Below are 3,082 nucleotides of genomic sequence, written 5' to 3'. Positions count from 1 at the left end.
ACGACGGCCTCTCYCCGGCCACCGACACCGTGCTCGTCGACGGCGTCCTGCTCGGCGGCGGCAGCCGCGTCCGGCTCCGCCCCCGGGGACGCGGCGCCGACGCCCAGGACATGTTCCTGGCCGGCCGCACCGCCGAGGTCGCCGCCGTCTTCCACGACGTGAACGGCAGCGTGCACCTCGCCGTCACCCTCGACGACGACCCCGCGTCCGACCTGCACACCTGGTACGGCCGCTTCCACTACTTCCGGCCCGACGAGCTCGAACCCCTCGAGCCCGCCGGATCCCGGGACGAGCCGTCGGCACCGGCTCCCGCCGCAGCCAAGGCGCGGCACACGACCGACTCCGAGACCCCCGCAGCGGAGGCCGAGTGACATGACAACGCACAGCAGCACCACCGAAGTCAGCAAGGAACCCGAACGGGCCGAGGACCGGCAGGGCTTCGACGAGATCACCATCCTCTGGATCTCCGAAGGCATGAGCTGCGACGGCGACACCGTCTCCCTGACCGCAGCCGGCCAGCCCTCCATCGAGGACCTGGTGCTCGGCCTGATCCCGGGCCTGCCGAAGGTGAACCTGGTCAACAAGGTCCTCTCGCCGAGCCTGGGCGGCGAGGACTTCCTCGCTCCCTACCGGGCGGCCGTACGCGGCGAACTGGAGCCGTTCATCCTCGTCATCGAGGGCTCGGTCCCCAACCAGAACATCATCGAGGGCGACGGCTACTGGACGTCCTTCGGCAACGACCCGGAGACCGGCGAGCCGCAGACCCTGAACTGGTGGATCGACCAACTGGCCCCCAAGGCCTGGGCAGTGGTGGCCGCCGGCACCTGCGCCACCTTCGGCGGCATCCACGCCATGTCCGGCAACCCGACCGGCTGCATGGGCCTCGCCGACTACCTGGGGTGGGACTACACCTCCCAGGGCGGCCTGCCGATCGTCAACGTGCCCGGCTGCCCGATCCAGCCCGAGAACTTCATGGAGACCCTGGTCTGGGTCCTCTACCACGCGGCCGGCTCCGCGCCCCCGCCCCCGCTGGACCACATGCTGCGCCCGCAGTGGCTGTTCGGGAAGACGGTCCACGAAGGCTGCGACCGCGGCGCCTACTACGAGCAGGCCAGCTTCGCCAAGGACTACAACTCTCCCAAGTGCCTGGTCAAGACGGGCTGCTGGGGTCCGGTCGTCAACTGCAACGTCCCCAAGCGCGGCTGGATGGCCGGCATCGGCGGCTGCCCCAACGTCGGCGGCATCTGCATCGGCTGCACGATGCCCGGCTTCCCCGACGCGTTCATGCCGTTCATGGACGAACCTCCCGGCGGAACCCTGTCGTCCCTGGCCATCAAGCCGTACGGGGCCGTCATCCGCCGCCTGCGCGGCATGACCAACGAACTGGTCAACCACGAACCCAGGTGGCGCCACAACAAGCGCAAGCTGACCAGCGGCTACGACCCGCGCTGGCGGCCCTGATGCCGCGCGACACACCCCCCACCACCCGACCACGGAACACCGACAGCGAGGGGCAGTACCGCAGATGACCACCACCGAGGCCCGGCCCACGGAGCGTAAGCCGCCACAACTCGTAGACATGTCCTGGGATCCGATCACGCGGATCATCGGGAACCTGGGCATCTACACGAAGATCGACTTCGCCAACCGGGAAGTCGTCGAATGCCACAGCACCTCGTCGCTGTTCCGCGGCTACTCGGTGTTCATGAAGGGCAAGGACCCGCGTGACGCGGGCTTCATCACGTCCCGGATCTGCGGCATCTGCGGTGACAACCACACCACCTGCTCCGACTACGCCCAGCAGATGGCCTACGGCGTCAAGCCGCCCCCGCTGGCCGACTACATCGTCAACCTCGGCGAAGCGGCCGAGTACATGTTCGACCACACGATCTTCCAGGACAACCTGGTGTTCGTGGACTTCTGCGAGGCGATGGTCAAGGCCACCAACCCCAGTGTGCTGGCCCGCGCCGAACGCACCGAGGCGCCCCGCGGCGACATCCACGGCTACCGCACCATCGCCGACATCATGAAGGCCTTCAACCCCTTCGAGGGCGAGGTCTACAAGGAGGCCCTGAAGGTCAGTCGTGTCACCCGCGAGATGTTCTGCCTGATGGAGGGACGGCACGTCCACCCCTCTACGCTCTATCCCGGTGGCGTCGGCACGATGCCCCAGCCGAACACCTTCACCGACTACCTCAGCCGGCTCATGCGGGTCATCGACTTCGTGAAGAAGGCCGTCGCCATGAACGACGACGTCTTCGACTTCTTCTACGAGGCGCTGCCCGGCTACGAGGAGGTCGGCCGCCGCCGGGTGCTGCTGGGCTGCTGGGGTGCCTTCCAGGACCCCAAGACGGTCGACTACCGGTACGAGACGATGAACTCCTGGGGCAAGGACATGTACGTAACCCCGGGCATCATCGTCGACGGCAAACTGGTCACCAACAACCTCGTCGACATCAACCTCGGCCTGCGGATCCTGCTCGGCAGCTCGTACTACGAAGACTGGGTCAACGAGGAGCCCTTCGTCACCCACGACCCGCTCGGCAACCCCGTCGACATGCGCCACCCGTGGAACCAGACCACCGTCCCGGTGCCGCAGAAGCGCGACTTCGACGACAAGTACAGCTGGGTCATGAGCCCGCGCTGGTTCGACCAGCGCACCGGCGACCACCTCGCCCTGGACACCGGCGGCGGCCCGCTCGCCCGCCTGTGGTCGACCGCGCTGAGCGGCCTGGTCGACACCCCGTACGTCAAGTCCACCGGCCACAGCGTGCGCATCTCCCTGCCCAAGGGCGAGTCCCTGCCGGAGACGACCCTGGAGTGGCGTATCCCGCAGTGGAGCAACACCATCGAACGCGACCGTGCCCGGCCGTACTTCGTCGCCTACGCGGCCGCCATGGCCCTGCAGTTCCTGGAGGAGTCCATGGGGCTCATCCGCGCGGGCGAGACCAAGGTGTTCGAGAACTACGAGGTGCCCGACGAGGCGATCGGCTGCGGCTTCCACGAGGCGGTGCGCGGCGTCCTCTCCCACCACCTGGTGATCAAGGACAAGAAGATCGCCAACTACCACCCGTACCCGCCC

2 protein-coding genes and 1 pseudogene are annotated in these 3,082 nt (G+C 67.8%); all 3 read left to right on the top strand.

From position 1 onward, the window contains the following. Positions 1-371: pseudogene (locus tag CA983_RS42055) on the top strand (hypothetical protein); the annotation flags it as partial. Between the two features lies 1 nt (position 372). Further along, positions 373-1,461 carry an NADH-quinone oxidoreductase subunit B family protein gene (locus CA983_RS42050; protein ID WP_086605906.1) on the top strand — a complete coding sequence of 363 codons (1,089 nt, stop codon included), beginning with the start codon at positions 373-375 and terminating at the stop codon, positions 1,459-1,461. 64 nt (positions 1,462-1,525) lie between these two features. Continuing rightward, positions 1,526-3,082, top strand: a 1,557-nt coding sequence (locus tag CA983_RS42045) for a nickel-dependent hydrogenase large subunit (RefSeq protein ID WP_086605905.1), incomplete at its 3' end; no start/stop codon positions are given.

It is taken from the genome of Streptomyces swartbergensis (assembly GCF_002148965.1).
GTDB classification, from domain to species: domain Bacteria; phylum Actinomycetota; class Actinomycetes; order Streptomycetales; family Streptomycetaceae; genus Streptomyces; species Streptomyces swartbergensis.
Note: the sequence above shows the minus strand (reverse complement) of the source record. Positions and strands in the feature narration are given on the sequence as shown.

Coding starts and splice junctions, on each gene's coding strand:
- CA983_RS42050 (WP_086605906.1), top strand. CDS start 373: ATGACAACGCACAGCAGCACCACCGAAGTCAGCAAGGAACCCGAACGG.